Origin of the sequence: Butyrivibrio sp. AE3003 (genome assembly GCF_000686065.1) — a bacterium.
In the GTDB taxonomy this organism is placed as follows: Bacteria; Bacillota; Clostridia; order Lachnospirales; family Lachnospiraceae; genus Butyrivibrio; species Butyrivibrio hungatei_A.
Window position 1 is genome coordinate 3,310,912 of the sequence record NZ_JMLX01000001.1, and the last position, 15,130, is coordinate 3,326,041.

13 protein-coding genes are annotated in these 15,130 nt (G+C 42.0%); 8 read left to right on the top strand and 5 right to left on the bottom strand.

Features of this window, described 5'->3' with window-relative positions; all coding sequences use genetic code 11:
- Positions 1-43 precede the first annotated feature (43 nt).
- Entirely contained in the window at positions 44-1,927 is a 1,884-nt protein-coding gene (locus tag CD00_RS0115875; protein WP_026656854.1) for a threonine--tRNA ligase, read from the top strand.
- Between the two features lie 85 nt (positions 1,928-2,012).
- Complete coding sequence (locus tag CD00_RS0115880; RefSeq protein WP_026656856.1) at positions 2,013-2,609, top strand: hypothetical protein; 597 nt, start codon at positions 2,013-2,015, stop codon at positions 2,607-2,609.
- A gap of 16 nt (positions 2,610-2,625) precedes the next feature.
- Here CD00_RS0115880 and CD00_RS0115885 read toward each other — a convergent pair whose 3' ends face one another.
- Entirely contained in the window at positions 2,626-3,168 is a 543-nt protein-coding gene (locus tag CD00_RS0115885; protein ID WP_026656857.1) for a flavodoxin family protein, read from the bottom strand.
- A gap of 692 nt (positions 3,169-3,860) precedes the next feature.
- On the opposite strand from CD00_RS0115885, the gene trkA reads away from it, so the two are divergent.
- The 3 genes from trkA (at position 3,861) to CD00_RS0115905 (ending at position 7,397) form a co-directional block, all read left to right on the top strand.
- Positions 3,861-5,222 carry a Trk system potassium transporter TrkA gene (gene trkA, locus CD00_RS0115895; RefSeq protein ID WP_026656859.1) on the top strand — a complete coding sequence of 454 codons (1,362 nt, stop codon included), beginning with the start codon at positions 3,861-3,863 and terminating at the stop codon, positions 5,220-5,222.
- A 3-nt stretch (positions 5,223-5,225) separates the two neighbouring features.
- On the top strand, positions 5,226-6,671 hold the full coding sequence (locus CD00_RS0115900) for a TrkH family potassium uptake protein (RefSeq protein ID WP_026656860.1): 1,446 nt from the start codon (positions 5,226-5,228) through the stop codon (positions 6,669-6,671).
- Between the two features lie 138 nt (positions 6,672-6,809).
- Complete coding sequence (locus CD00_RS0115905) at positions 6,810-7,397, top strand: hypothetical protein (RefSeq protein WP_026656861.1); 588 nt, start codon at positions 6,810-6,812, stop codon at positions 7,395-7,397.
- A gap of 1 nt (position 7,398) precedes the next feature.
- Here CD00_RS0115905 and CD00_RS0115910 read toward each other — a convergent pair whose 3' ends face one another.
- From CD00_RS0115910 to CD00_RS0115920, 3 genes are read right to left on the bottom strand one after another with little or no spacing between them, the layout of a single operon-like run.
- Positions 7,399-8,169, bottom strand: a complete 771-nt coding sequence (locus CD00_RS0115910) for a TraX family protein (RefSeq protein WP_026656863.1) — start codon at positions 8,167-8,169, stop codon at positions 7,399-7,401.
- Positions 8,170-8,187: 18 nt separating this feature from the next.
- Entirely contained in the window at positions 8,188-9,039 is an 852-nt protein-coding gene (thyA, locus tag CD00_RS0115915) for a thymidylate synthase (RefSeq protein ID WP_026656864.1), read from the bottom strand.
- 26 nt (positions 9,040-9,065) lie between these two features.
- Complete coding sequence (locus CD00_RS0115920) at positions 9,066-10,670, bottom strand: MBL fold metallo-hydrolase RNA specificity domain-containing protein (RefSeq protein ID WP_026656865.1); 1,605 nt, start codon at positions 10,668-10,670, stop codon at positions 9,066-9,068.
- Positions 10,671-10,785: 115 nt separating this feature from the next.
- Between CD00_RS0115920 and CD00_RS0115925 the strand changes: the two genes are divergently transcribed.
- The 3 genes from CD00_RS0115925 to CD00_RS0115935 are packed head-to-tail and all read left to right on the top strand — an operon-like array spanning position 10,786 to position 13,386.
- A complete protein-coding gene (locus tag CD00_RS0115925; RefSeq protein WP_242838996.1) occupies positions 10,786-11,913 on the top strand; it encodes a DUF3048 domain-containing protein in 1,128 nt (375 codons plus the stop codon).
- Positions 11,914-11,972: 59 nt separating this feature from the next.
- Positions 11,973-12,461: a dihydrofolate reductase gene (locus CD00_RS0115930; protein ID WP_026656867.1), complete on the top strand. Its 489-nt coding sequence runs from the start codon at positions 11,973-11,975 to the stop codon at positions 12,459-12,461.
- Positions 12,462-12,483: 22 nt separating this feature from the next.
- Positions 12,484-13,386 (top strand): diacylglycerol/lipid kinase family protein, encoded by a 903-nt coding sequence (locus tag CD00_RS0115935; protein WP_026656868.1) that lies wholly within the window; start codon positions 12,484-12,486, stop codon positions 13,384-13,386.
- 166 nt (positions 13,387-13,552) lie between these two features.
- On the opposite strand, the gene araA is transcribed toward CD00_RS0115935, so the two are convergent.
- Positions 13,553-15,049 carry an L-arabinose isomerase gene (gene araA / locus CD00_RS0115940; protein WP_026656869.1) on the bottom strand — a complete coding sequence of 499 codons (1,497 nt, stop codon included), beginning with the start codon at positions 15,047-15,049 and terminating at the stop codon, positions 13,553-13,555.
- Between the last annotated feature and the right edge of the window lie 81 nt (positions 15,050-15,130).

A 15,130-nucleotide genomic window follows, 5' to 3' on the forward strand; every position in this document is an offset into this window, starting at 1 on the left:
AAAAGCATGGCTGTACCCGGTAGGTATAGCAGAAGGAGCTGAAATGACAAAAGAAGAATATTTAGAAGTTTACCGCCATTCATTGGCACACATTCTCGCTAAGGCTGTTATCGAGCTTTACGGAAAAGAAGTACAGTACGCAATCGGACCTCAGATTGATGACGGTTGCTACTACGATTTTGTACTTCCCAAGGCTGTGACACAGGATGATTTCAAGACCATCGAAGATAAGATGCGCGAGATCATCAAGAGAAGAGAAGATTTTACACGCAAGGAAGTTTCAAGAGCAGAAGCACTTGAAATGTTCAAAGACCAGAAATTCAAGACCGAGCTTATTCAGGACCTTCCTGAAGATGAGATTTTGACGGTTTACTATACAGGCGATGATTATGTTGATCTTTGCCGCGGACCTCACGTAGGTAACTCGCAGGAGCTTATGAACGCAGCTTATCAGATCAAGGCTGTTTCAGGCGCGTATTGGAGAGGTGATGAGAAGAGAGATCAGCTCTCAAGAATCTATCTCTATGCATTCCCAAGCAAGGATGAGCTTAAAAAGCACATCAAGATGATCCAGGAGGCAATGGAGCGCGATCACAAGAAGATCGGTGCACAGCTTGACCTCTTTATGTTTGATGAGACTGCACCCGGTATGCCTTACTGGCTTCCCAGAGGCTGGAAGATGTATCAGGCACTTCTTAAATATTCAAGAGAAGTACAGGAGAGACACGGATATACAGAAATCGCAGCTCCTCTTGTAAATAATAAAAAGCTTTGGCTTATAAGCGGACACTGGGCTCATTACGTAAATAACATGTTCATGGTTCCCGGTGTTTCGGGATGGCTCAAGGCAGATGCCGAGATTCCCGGAGTTCTTGAGAATATCAACGAACCTACAGAAGAGCCTAAGAATATTAAGATTCAGGCAGGTTCTGTTGTTTATAACCGTGAGCAGGACGACACAATGGCTGCAAAGCCTATGAACTGCCCTAATGCGATGATGACATATAAGAGAACAAATCACTCTTATAAAGAGCTTCCTATCCGTTACAGTGAATATGATGTTCTTCATCGTAAAGAAAAGTCAGGCCAGATGAACGGTCTTTTCCGTGTTCAGGAGTTTCGTCAGGATGATGACCATACATTCGTAATGGAGTCACAGATAAAAGAAGAGATTGCCGATGTTATCGCAATCGCTGATGAGATCTACTCAACATTCGGTGTTACTTACAGAGCCGAGTTCTCAACAAGACCTGAAGACTTCATGGGTGATATTGAAGTGTGGAACAGAGCAGAAGCTGCTCTTAAGGAAATCCTCGATGAGAAGTACGGCGAGGGTGGATATGAGATCAACGAAGGTGACGGTGCGTTCTACGGACCTAAGATCGACCTTCAGATCAAGGATGCGCTCGGAAGAGAGTGGCAGTGCGGTACTGTACAGCTTGACTTCCAGCTTCCTCATAATTTTGGCCTTACATACCAGGCGCAGGACGGAACGATGCAGATGCCTGTAGTTATTCACAGAGCTATCTACGGTTCACTTGAGAGATTCATCGGTATCATTATTGAGAACTTCAAGGGAGTATTCCCGTTCTGGCTCAGCCCTTATCAGGTTGGTATCGTACCCATCCGTGTTGAGCACAATGAGTATGCCAAGAAGGTTGAAACTGCTCTTATGAATGCAGGAATTCGTGTTGAGGCTGATTACTCAGACAACAACATGAAAGAGAAGATCAAAAAGTTCAAGAACTACAAAGACCCGTACATCATCGTTGTCGGTGATAAGGAAGCGCAGGAGAATACTGTATCTATCAATGTTCGCGGTTCCAACAAGCAGGTTCAGAATGTTCCTCTCGATGCGCTCGTTGAGATGTGCAAGAAGATGAACGAAGAACATACTCTTGAGCTTATTGACAGTTATGAGGCTTGATAGTTTACATTTTTGGTAAAAGATATTTTGAAGACCTGGCCATGTAATGTGGTCAGGTCATTTAATGAAACGGGGCGTCATGTTTATGAATAAAAAGAAAATTTTATTCAATGTAATACTTGCGGCATCAATGGCATTTGCCATTTTTGTTACTAACGCTCTATGCCTTGAACTGGCGGCAGGAGAGGAACTTAAGGAAGCGACCGGCTGTACTTTTGTCCTTAATCCCGAATTTGTTCCGGCCGGAGTTAAAGGCTATTATGTAAATAAGTACAGACCTATGGAATCATCTTCCGTAAGCTATGTTGTTCACAATAACAGCAACGATTTTATGCTTACAAACAGGGAAAAAGCTGAGCAGGCAAGCGGCGAAAAGACTATAGACAGCTTGGCTAAGCTTGATAAGCATAAGTACGAAACTCTTGTTTCGGCCGGTTATGCGGCACAATATGGAGGAGATGTAGGTTTTAAAGTGGAATCTTTTGAACGCATAGAAATAGACGGCTATCCCGGTTACAAGATAGACGCCCACTATGAACCCGAAGGCTCTCAAGCTGTTTATCAGACTGTGTATATTATCAGATCCAAGTATCGTACGTTCACAATAACCTATCAGAGAGCTGCCGACGATGAATGCGAAGAAAGCTTTCAGATAAGCGCAAGTACGATAAGAGTTCACTAATATACTCTAAAAAAAATCAGATATAAGCCGCAGTATAATTCTCGGCTTTCACAAGTATTTCATCCGTAAAAAGTCTTACCTGCAAAAGATCCCGGTTATCGGGATGATTTGATGCATCGTCAAGCATACTAAGCATTATATCTATCTGAACATCTTCACATGTTCCGCGAAGAGACTCATATTTGTTTCTGATTTCCTGACGCATTTTTCCAAGACAAAAGAATGAACCCAGAAAATTATTGTCAGCAGCGAGCCATGCTCTGGCATTTTGCTCAAGAACTTTATGGTACGCGTAGCTGTCACCCAAACCACATGTGCCGAAGAAAACAACGTTTTTGCCATGCAGAGAGGAGATAAGGTCAATTATCTCCAGGCTGCATGAACCTCTGTTAATCCAGAAACCTATAAAATAAAGCTCTGCATCCAGAGTCCCGTTCCATGATCTTATGTCCACAAGCGCTTTATCATCTTTTGGACAAGCTATGGCATTATAAATTTCTTTTGCCAGCATAAGGGTGTTTCCTGTTTCACTGGCGTAAACTACCAGATATTTTTTCATGTTAAGCTTTCTTCTTAAATTCTGTCATACATTTGGGACATCGAACCATAATGTTTCCGGCGCCCCTTGGTATGCGTATCTTTTGTTTGCACTGCGGGCAGGTATAAATGTGATAGTGTCTGTACTGTATAATTTTGTTGTGTTTCTTTCCGAAGAATAAACGGATCTTTTGTTCGGCCTTGATAAAACTCTCATTTTCTTTGTATCTCTTAGTGATATTTTTCGATAAAAGCCTGAAATATGAGTAGATCAATAACGCAAAGGCAACATAGTATAAGAAACCAAATGGTGAACAAAGCGAGACGATCAAAGCTATTACTGACAATATCAAAAGAAACCTTGTGAGTTTGTCCATTCCGTAGGAACCGTAACGTCCTTGGAAAAATTGGGAGAAAATATTTCTCATTTTCGGTCTCCTTATTATGAAATTATATACAAAAGTCGGTGTAAAAAAAACTTCACCGACATCATAATTGTACTGTCAGAATGCTATATATACAATGAACTTAAGGGGAAATTATTATAAAAAAAACGATAAAACAGCGACTTTCAGGACCTTTATGTTCAAGAAAACCATGTTTTAGCGCTTTTTGCGCAGGTTGATTATTATCTGATTAAACAATATAATAATAGAGGTTGCTCAGGTTTTTTTTGTTGGAGCAACCTTTTAGTCTTTTATATGGAGGAATTATATGCAGATCATAGTAGTTGGCTGTGGAAATGTCGGCCAGACGCTTACTCAACAACTTAGCAAGGAGGGACATGATATAACGGTCATAGAGGAGAACAGCAATGTTCTTCAGTATGTGGTTAACAGTTATGATGTCATGGGAATAGTGGGTAATGGTGCCAGCTATTCCATAATGAAGGACGCAGGTATTGAGTCGGCGGATCTTATGATTGCTGTTACGGAGTCGGATGAACTTAATCTTCTTTGCTGTCTTATAGCAAAGAAAGCAGGTAATTGCCATACAATAGCCAGAGTTCGTAATCCGATCTATAAAAAAGAGATCAATTTCATCAAAGAAGAACTTGGTCTTTCAATGGTAATCAATCCCGAGGAAGCGGCGGCGGGAGAAGCGGACAGACTTCTTAAGTTCCCGTCTGCAACGAAGGTTGAAACTTTTTCAAGGGGAAGAGCGGAGCTCGTAAAGTTTATCGTTACCAAGAATCTAAGAATTTGCGATAAGGCTTTGAAAGATATCCCAGACGACCTTAAGAAACAGGTCATTATCTCCGTGGTATCACGTGACAATGAAGTATTCATTCCTGATGGTAACTTTATATTAAGGGCAGGGGATGAGATAACAATTTTCGGTTCCGGCAGAAATACACTTGCTTTCTTTAGAAAACTCGGACTTCCGACAGCAAAGGTTCCTTCGACGATAATCGTAGGCGGAGGAGAGACAGGTTTTTATCTGGCAAAAGAGCTCATGTCTATCGGAATCAAAGTTACGCTCTTTGAAAAAGACCCTGTAAGATGCAAGGAGCTTTCAGAGCTTCTTCCTCAGGCACTTATAATAAACGGAGACGGAACAGACAAAGATATGCTTCTTGAAGAGGGTATTACTTCTGTCGGTTCTTTTGTAGCTCTTACAAATCTTGATGAGGAGAATATTATGCTCTCAATGTATGTTAAGAGCATAAATCCCAAGGCAAAGATCATTACCAAGGTTCATAGGGTAAATTATGGCGATATAATCGGTTCACTTGATATAGGAAGTGTCATTTATCCCAAGAATATTACGGCGGACAGGATTGTTCAGTTCGTAAGAGGAATGTCTGCTTCCCAAGACAGTAATATCGAGACACTTTACAAGCTCAACGATGAGCGTGTAGAAGCACTTGAGTTTATTGTCAGAAACGGAAGCCCTGTAATAGGAGTTCCTCTTGCACAGCTTAATCTTAAGAAAGGTATTCTTATTGCCTGCATTAATCACTACGGAGAGATCATATCTCCGACAGGTGCAAGTGTGATAAAGGACAGAGATTCTGTTATCGTTGTTACGACACAAACAGGATTAAAAGACATAAATGATATTTTGGAGAACTAAAAAATGAATTATTCAATGATCAGATACATTCTCTTCAGACTTATGAGAGTCATGGGATGTCTGTTTATGTTGCCGTTCGTGGTGGCAATAATCTATAAGGAATACGACAGCGCAGTGTCTTTCCTGGCGCTCGCGGCAGTTGCCATGATTGTCGGAGTCATTGGCTCTCGTAAAAAACCTTCAAACAAGGTTATCTATGCAAAAGAAGGCTTTTCCATTACGGCCGTGGCATGGATACTTATGAGTCTTTTGGGCGCGGTTCCTTTTGTTATTACCGGAGCTATTCCCAATTACATTGATGCTGTGTTTGAGACAATATCAGGTCTTACGACAACCGGAGGAAGTATTCTCACGAGTCTTGACGGTATCGAATACAGTGTACAGTTTTGGAGGACATTTACTCACTGGATCGGTGGAATGGGAGTTTTGGTATTCCTTCTTGCAATCGTTCCGATGGCGGACGGCTACAGTATGCACCTTATGCGTGCGGAAAGCCCGGGGCCTGTTGTAGGTAAGATTGTTCCCAAGGTAAAAGATACTGCTAAAATTCTTTATCTTATATATTTCGGAATCACGGTTGTTGAGATCATATGCCTGTTCCTTTCGGGAATGCCGCTTTACGATGCGATAACAATATCTTTTTCAACCGTTGGTACAGGCGGATTTGCTGTTAATAACGCCGGTGTGGGCGGATATTCCGTATTAAGCCAGGCCATAATCATTGTATTCATGGCACTTTGCGGAGTAAACTTTACCGTTTACTATTTCCTTTTAAACAGGAAGCCAAAAGAGGCTTTTGCAATAGACGAAGTAAAATTCTACTTCGGAACAATGTTTATAGCGGCGGCACTTATTGCTGTGAATATTTACAGAGCGGGAGTTCTTAATAACGCAGGACTTTCGTTCCACCATTCGCTCTTTGCGGTTGTTTCCGTTATGACTACGACAGGTTTCGGAACACTTGACTTTGACAAGTGGCCGATGTTTTCCAAGATGATCCTGTGTATCTTGTCGCTTGTCGGAGCGTGTGCCGGTTCGACGGGCGGTGGTTTCAAATTCTCGAGAGCCATTATCGTAGTAAGGAACTTTAGGAATGAACTTAACTTTATTGTTCATCCCAAAGCTATCAAGAGAGTATATATGGACGGACATACGGTTGAAGGTACCACGGTCAAGTCTGTTTCTGCGTATCTTGGCCTGTATGTTATGACATTTATTGTTTCAACAATAATCGTTGCACTTGATAATTTTGATTTTCAGACCACAGTAACCTCAGTTGCGGCTACTCTTAACAATATAGGACCCGGACTTGGAATGGTAGGTCCCATGGGCAATTATTCAGAGTTCTCTGCTTTGTCCAAATTGGTTCTTATGTTTGATATGTTGGCGGGAAGACTCGAACTTTTGCCGATATTTATTATCATGAAACCTAAAACATGGCGTAGATAAGGCATTTGTAGAGAAATTGAATAAAATTTGCAATATTTTTGAAAAAATCTATTGGAATCTGTGTCCAAATTGTGATAAACTTTAGTTTATTCTGTGAAATAAAGGTTAAAAAAGTATAAAGTTTGTTTTGAGGTGAAGATGAAAAGAGCAAGATGGGTGGTTATTGTTCTTGCTGTGGTATTTGTAGCTGTTTTGTCAGCCGTATGTCTGCATGTTTATAACAGACACGGTTCGAATCAGCAGGCAGCTGATAACGAAGATGCATACTATGCCGCAGAAGAAACACTTCTTAAGTATTTGGGCGTCGATGAAAAAAAGGATGATGCTTCCAATAGCGACGAAGAAATAGTTGCAGATTTGTCTACAAACAGCAGGTTTACTCAGAGGGTAACGGTTAAAGACGATAATGATGAGATGCTCCCATACAGCGGAACGATAACAAAAGATACGGATTCATTTTATCCGGGAACATATGAGATATCATTTAATCAGAATGATCTATTGCCAAACAAGGCTACCGTTGAAGTTGAGATGGATGTATTAAAGGGCGATGAGGTCTATATACTTACCGGAGATAAGGATTCGGGTTATACGGAATATGCGGTTGTTACCGTAGATAAGTATAATACTGTCAGATTTTCAACGGATATGTTGCAGACATATACTCTGTCTACAACGAATATTGCTGCAGCACAGGAAGCTATGGCTGGCATTGCAGGTAATTGAATCAGTTTGAAAGTGCACCGGCGATAAGGAGCCTTATCACGTATAAAATGATGAGATGAACAGGGTAGAAAGCGTAGAACAGATATTTATATCTGCCAAGCTTTTTACCTTGTTTTTGATTATACAGACATATGAGGAGAAAGGCGGGAAAGCTTTGCCATTCTGTGTTGTATGAAGCAATAACAAAATATGCGGCAAGTACATTTAAAGGGAAAAGAGGCTTAAAGAAGCAGAATATCACTGCAAGAAAGACCCCATAGCATTTGTAGTCACTCTGCATGAAAGCGGCAGCGCCGGATGTGAGCAGGATAATGATGATGCCTGCGACCATTGCATAAGTGGCATTCAGATTCTTTTTTTGAAAATAATTACTTACGGCATCTACACTCCATAACGTGATAAGCGCAATAAAAAGAGTTATGCATACGTTATTGTTTTCAAGATGTAGTCCGCTGTAAAAGGCATAGTCGTAAGGAAGCTCTGATATTAATGCAAAAACAAGCAGACTAATTGCGTATTTTAGTCTGCTTGAAGTATGTAGGAATCCTTCTGCGATGAGAAAGATAAAGAGAGGGAAAGAAGTCCTTCCTATAAATCTCATCGCCTTATATATCGTGTTAAGGGTGTCAAAAGACATCCCCACGGGTAAAATGTCATCTTCTACCAGTGGAGCAATTATAGCTGCACCTATGTGGTCTATAAGCATTGTCACGCAAGCTATTATTTTTAGTGTGTTTCCTGATAATTTGCGGAAACTTGCAAAATTGTCCATTAGTTTAAGTCAGCCTCGTCAGATTGCAATAGGAATGTCTTTGAGCTGCTCTCCGGCAACCTCGTAGTTTTCAAGTGACACGTCATTTCTTGTAAATTCGTAGAAATCTTTTATGTCCGGATTTAATGTGAATTTAGGAGCGGGAAGAGGAGTTCTCTTAATAAGCTCTTTTACAAGAGGAATGTGTCTGTCGTAGATGTGCGCATCTGCGATAACGTGTACAAGTTCGCCGACGTTCATATCACAGACTTGAGCCAACATATGAACAAGAACTGCATACTGAACAACATTCCAGTTGTTTGCGGCAAGCACGTCTTGTGAGCGCTGATTGAGTACAGCGTTGAGCGTAAGTCTGTCTTCGCCCTTTTTCTGGGTGACATTGTAAGTTACGCTGTAAGCGCAGGGGTACAGGTTCATTTCGTGAAGATCTGAGAACACGTAAGTGTTTGTCATGATACGTCTGCTGAATGGATTGTTTTTTAGGTCATAGATGACTCTGTCGATCTGGTCGAACTCGCCTTCTCTGTATATGCTTTTTTGAGCAATCTGGTAGCCGTAGGCTTTTCCGATTGAGCCTGTTTCATCGGCCCATTCATCCCAGATATGGCTGTGAAGATCGTTTATGTTGTTGCTCTTTTTCTGGTAGATCCAAAGTATCTCGTCGGTTGCGCTTTTAAGTGCGGTCTTTCTGAGAGTCATGATAGGAAACTCTTTGGAAAGATCGTATCTGTTCACGACACCGAATTTCTTTATGGTATAAGCGGAAGTTCCGTCCGGCCAGTGGGGGCGAACCTTCTCACCTTCTGTTGATGTTCCGTTTTCCATGATATCGTTGCACATGGAAATAAAAATTTCATCGGCTTTTGACATACCGTTCCTCCTAAATTTATATAACGTTATTTTCCCCATTTGTCGCATAATGCGATTATCTGATCTGCAAATTTTGCTTTATCTTTGTTTGTCATGCCTTCGCTCTTTGCGATTATGCCGACAAGTCTTGCACCGGCTGCTTTGAGTCTTGCATAGACATCGGATACGAGAGTGGCTTCCTTGGTCTTCTTGGGAATGGGAACAGCTTCTTTTATGAATGTTCCGGACACAAGGTCAAACTCGGTTCCGCTGTAAGGTGCATATGTATCGAATCCGTACTCGTCTCGTAGGAGTTTGGCAAAAGAGTTGCATACGCTGTCTTCACCGTGTACGACAAATACTTTTTTGGGACGCTTTTTGCTAAATCCGTTTATCCATTCAATAAGTCCGTTTTTATCGGCATGTCCCGAAAGTCCTTCAAGCTTGCAGATATCTGCCTTGACATCAACAGTTTCGCCAAAGAGTTTTATCTGTTCGGCGCCGTCAATGATAGTTCTTCCCGTTGTGCCGATCGATTGGTAGCCGACAAACAAAATCGTGCATTCTTCACGCCAGAGGTTGTGCTTTAAGTGGTGCCTTACACGGCCTGCCTCGCACATGCCTGATGCAGAGATGATAACCTTTGGCTCAGGATCCTCGTTGATGGCTCGTGATTCTTCTGTTGTGATGGCAAGATTAAGTCCCGGAAAAGTTATGGGATTTATCTTGCGCTTTACAAGTTCCATAGCCTCTTCATCGTAGCATTCGTAGCGGTTTTCATCGAATATCTCAGTTGCTTCAACGGCGAGCGGACTGTCTACAAATACCGGGAAATTCGGGAAGGATCTTACGAGTCCGTCCTTTTTTATTTTCCTGATAAAGTATAGCATTTCCTGAGTTCTTCCGACGGCAAAAGAGGGGATGACAACATTTCCGCCTCTTGCAAAAGTTCTGTCAAGAATTTCCGACAGTTCTTTTATGTAATCGGGTTTCTCAGTTCCGTGCAGTCTGTCACCGTAGGTTGATTCTATCAGAACATAGTCTGCGGAATCTGTAAGCTGTGGATTCTTTATCAGTGGCTGATCTTTGTTTCCGATGTCGCCGGAAAAGACAATTTTCTTGCTGATATTTTTTTCCGTAATCCATACTTCAATGCTGGCCGAACCGAGAAGGTGGCCGATGTCGGTGAAGCGTATCTTTATACCGTCGCAGACAGATATCTCATCTCCGTATTTACATGGGATAAAAGACTTGATCGTCTTTTCTGCATCTTCCATGGAATAGGTGGGCTCCATCCGCGTTATTTCTTTATTTCGCTTAGCTTTTCTGTTACGCCATTCGGCTTCCTGCATCTGAATATGTGCGCAGTCTCTGAGCATAATGTTGCACAGATCGCAGGTTGCGTCGGTTGAGTATATTTTTCCCCTGAATCCTTTGGCGTATAAAAGAGGAAGATTTCCCGAATGATCCACGTGAGCGTGGGTGAGAAATACATAATCGATTTCGGGAGCTGAAACGGGAATCGGAACATTTTCGAAATAATCTTTGCCCTGTTCCATTCCGTAATCTATAAGAATATTTTTTCCACAAGCGGAAAGTAAATGGCAACTGCCCGTTACTTCGTGGTCAGCGCCGATAAAGGTAAGTTTCATGGCGTTTCCCCCTTTCAAATAGCATATCATAATTTCTTTGTGGAAAAAATAGGCGATATTTGGTAAAATAATTGCATTGACTTAATTAGTTAAGAAAAATTGGGAGATGTTTACTATGAAAAAAAAGGAAAAATTTATTGCGATTGCAATGTGCACAGCTATGGCTTTTTCCGTTGTAGCTTGTGGAAAAGATAAGGGAGCTGATGATTCATCACTCTCAGTTTCGGTTGAGGATGTTACAACTGAGGCTTCTTCAGAGGCTTCTACAGAAGAGGCAGAGAACTTTGAAGTTCCTGAAGGAATGTACCTCAGTGAGATCACAGGTGAGCCTATCAGTGAAGAACTTAAAGATCAGCGTCCAATCGCTGTAATGGTTGATAATGAGAAGACAGCGCTTCCTCATTTCGGAACATCGGAAGCAGACGTTGTTTATGAGCTTATGAACAGCACACAGAATGACAGAATCACAAGACTTATGTGTATCGTTAAGGATTGGGGTCAGATTAAACAGATGGGAAGTGTAAGAAGTACACGTCCCACAAACATTCTTCTTGCAGCTGAGTGGAATGCGGTTCTTTGCCATGACGGTGGCCCTTTCTATATCGATGAGTATTTGAAGAATCCTTGGGCACAGCATTTCTCAGGAACATTCCAGAGAGTAAAGAACGGAAAGCCCAGAGAATTTACAGAGTATGTTTGCGAGGGAGACCTTGATAAGAACTTCTCAAGCAAGAAGAGTGATTCAGCATATTCAACAACTTATACAGAGTATAAGAACGAAGGAAGTCACTTCAACTTTGCTCCTTACGGTAAGGAAGTAGACCTTACAAAGGTTTATGACAGAACATATCCTGCAACTGAGATTGCACTTCCTTTCTGGCACAATACTTCAACACTTAAGTATAACGATGAGACTAAGGAATATGAGTATTATGAGTACGGTTCACGTCATGAGGACGGAGAGGACAATGAGCCCCTCAGCTTCAAGAACGTAATTATCCAGAAATGTGATTTCCATCAGTATGATGATCACGGTTATCTTATTTATAACTGTATCGCAGCAGGACAGCCCGGATGGTATATCACAAACGGTGTTGCCAAGGACATTACATGGGTTAAGGACGGAGAGACACATGTAACTAAGTACTATGACGATAAGGGTGAAGAGATTCAGATCAACACTGGTAAGACATATATCACACTTGTTCCGGCTGATACATGGGATTCACTTACTGTAAAGTAATAAAATAATAGACTATGAGGGCTGCAATATTTTGCAGCCCTTCTATTTTGGAGGAGAATATGAAAGCAATAGTAGCAGTGGATAAGAATTGGGCAATCGGATATCAGGGACGCCTTTTGGTGAGCATCAGAGCCGATCAGCAGAATTTTAAGAATTTAACAATGGGAAAGACTATCGTGTATGGTCGTAAGACTCTTGAGACTTTTCCTCGAGGGGTAGTGCTTCCCGGAAGAAATAACATTATCCTTTCAACAAGAAAAGACTATGAAGTAAAGGATGCTGTTGTTGCGCACAATAAGGAAGAGCTTGCTGAGCTTTTAAAAGATGTGCCTTCTGATGATATATTTATCATTGGTGGAGCAAGCGTGTATAATGAATTTATTGATGAGTGTGATACAGCGATTGTCACTTTTATCGATAAGGAATATCAGGCAGACAGTTTTTTCCCTAATCTTGATGAAAACACTGCCTGGGAACTTGTAGAAGAGAGTGAGGAACAGATTTATTTCGACATAACATATACGTACAGGACATACAAAAAGAAATAAAGATACAACGGGGGTAACGCATATGGAGAAAAGAGTTCTTATTTTGATAAATAAAACTGCGGGGGTTGGAAAAGCAGGAAATTATACTTTGGACATAGTTACGAGGTTTGCGAAGGCAGGATATGAGCCGGTTGTATTCCCTATTTTGCCTGAGGATGATATTACCTCGGAAACTATCATTTATCAGTATGACGGTCGTGTTGACGCCATACTGTGCAGCGGCGGAGACGGTACGCTCAATCATGTTGTAAATGCAATAATGCGTATGTGCAATAAGCCTGTTTTGTCGTATATACCGGCGGGAAGTACCAATGATTTTGCAAAGGGACTGGGAATACCGGGAGTCAGAGCAAGGGCAATCGAGGCCGCGGTAGACGGAAAGCCGTTCAAGTATGATGTAGGAAAGATGAATGGCACGTATTTTAATTATGTTGCGGCGTTCGGAGCTTTTTCTAAAGTAAGTTATGCAACGGATCAGGAACTTAAAAATGTTCTTGGTTATGCGGCATACTTACTCAGTGCGGTTGCAGAACTTCCGCAGAATATCGGATACAGCTGTCATATGGAAATTGAAGCGGACGGAGTAAAAGAGAGCGGTGACTACGTTTTCGGAGCAGTGAGCAACTCATCATCTGTTGCGGGAATGACGCTCTTTGGAGATGAGCTGATACAGCAGGATGACGGACAGATGGAGCTTATTCTTATACACGCGCCCAAGAATCTTGCTGAGTTTAATTCAATAATCTCGGCACTTGCGATGAAGCAGCCCGATAACCCGTACCTTACATATAAGCAGGTTAAGCATGTTACGTTCAAGGCTTCGGAAGAAGTAGAATGGACTTTGGACGGCGAATATGGCGGATCCTACAAGGAAACGGATGTATCTGTTATCGAGAAAGCCATAACTATAAGGACAAAGAATTAATTTAATAAAGCAAAAGGCTGACGCTATGGGGGTACCTAAGCGTCAGCCTTTTGCATAAGTCGTGCAATTTTGGGAAGCGCTGATGAAGCGTTTTGCGCATCCCGCGAAGTGGTTAAGGAAATACTGTAATGGTCGGTATTTCCCTGAAAAAAAGAGGTTTGTGGGGTTATCTATAGAATACTTCACCGAGTTTAAGGTCTCTCTTAAACGCCGGTATAGAAGTGTTCTTATCAATTATTACAGATTCAATTCCCATGATCTCAGCCCAGTCAGCCATCTGGTCTACTGTGAGGTCATAAGAGAATGCTGTGTGGTGTGCGCCGCCTGCAAGAATCCATGCTTCAGCACCTGTGTAAAGATCCGGATACGGTGTCCAGTATGCTGTTGCAACCGGAAGATTAGGCATGGGCTTTTCTGTCTTTTTACATTCAACTTCGTTGATGATAAGACGGAATCTGTTTCCGAGGTCAACAAGTGATGTGGCAACACCCTTTCCTTCCTTTGAAGTAAATACGAGTCTTGCGGGATCTTCCCTGTCACCCATTGAAAGAGGTTTAACCCTGATACTGATAGGGCCGTCTGCGATAGTAGGGCATATCTCAAGCATGTGAGCTTCGAGTATTCCTTCTTTTCCTCTTACAAGGTTATATGTGTAATCCTCAAGCATTGAAGTACCCTTAGCGTCTTTCATGCCTGCGGTCATTATCTTCATAAGACGAACCATTGCGGCAACTTTCCAGTCACCCTCTGCGCCAAATCCGTAGCCTTTTTCCATAAGTCTCTGGATTGCAAGTCCGGGAAGCTGGCCGAGTGAACCGAGGTCTCCGAAGTGAGTTACGATTGCCTGATAGTTCTTTTCCTCAAGAAATCTCTCAAAACCAAGTTCTATCTGAGCCTGAACGGCTACGTGTTTCTTGAATTCATCGGGATCTCTTCCGTCGAGAATGATCTCGTACTTGTCATAATATTCATCGAGCAGTGCGCTTACGTCGGCAGCATTTACAGCTGCTACGCTGTCTGCAATTTCATTTACGGGATAAGTATCAACTTCCCAGCCAAACTTGATCTGAGCTTCAACCTTATCACCTTCTGTAACCGCAACATTTCTCATGTTGTCGGCAACTCTCATAACTCTGATGTGGCTTGATTCCATGACGCCGACAGCGGTTCTCATCCAGGATGCGATCCTGCTTCTTACTTCGGTGTCTTTCCAATATCCTGCGATAACCTTGCGCTCAATACGCATTCTGCTGACGATGTGACCGTATTCTCTGTCGCCGTGTGCAGCCTGGTTCTCGTTCATGAAGTCCATATCAATTGTATCGTAAGGAATTTCTTCATTGTACTGAGTGTGCAAGTGAAGGAGAGGCTTTCTGAACTCCTGAAGTCCGATTATCCAGGACTTTGCAGGTGAAAATGTGTGCATCCATGTGATGACGCCTGCGCATGTTTCGTCAGCATTTGCCTCGTTGAAAGTTTGTCTGATGAGCCGGTTTGTTATAAGAACCGGTTTCCATACAACTTCGTACGGTAACATTCCGGATTTGTTGAGCTCTTCAACAATTTCTTTTGAATGATCGGCAACGTGTCTCAGGACTTCATCCCCATAAAGATCCTGAGAGCCCGTGCAAAACCAAAACTTGTATGACTTTGTTTTGATCATGTGTAACCCTCCTTAAAAATATAGCGTTATTACCCCATGTATTGCTTTCCCTTCTCACAAAAAAGACAATACGTTATAATC